Annotated in this window: 1 protein-coding gene; it reads right to left on the bottom strand. The window is 66.7% G+C overall.

The features are described 5' to 3' along the window. The coding region (locus SB772_RS42500) for an ATP cone domain-containing protein (RefSeq protein ID WP_410838833.1) at positions 1 to 261 on the bottom strand (261 nt) is incomplete at both ends.

The raw sequence follows: 261 nt of genomic DNA, 5'->3' as shown, positions 1-261 counted from the left end.
ATGCGGATGCTTGGGTGCGGCTCGACCACAGCGTCGGTGTTGGCGCGGGTGGCGCGCTCTTTCGCGCGCTGGTCGCGGTAGATCACGTAGTCGCGGGCGACTTTCTGCTCACCGGCACGCATCAGGGCCAGTTCGACCTGGTCCTGGATTTCTTCGATGTGGATGGTGCCACCCGATGGCATGCGACGCTTGAACGTGGCGGTGACCTGCTCGGTCAGGCGCGCGACGGTGTCGTGGATGCGCGACGAAGCGGCGGCGGTG

This window comes from Paraburkholderia sp. SIMBA_030 (genome assembly GCF_046535245.1).
In the GTDB taxonomy this organism is placed as follows: domain Bacteria; phylum Pseudomonadota; class Gammaproteobacteria; order Burkholderiales; family Burkholderiaceae; genus Paraburkholderia.
Note: the sequence above shows the minus strand (reverse complement) of the source record. Positions and strands in the feature narration are given on the sequence as shown.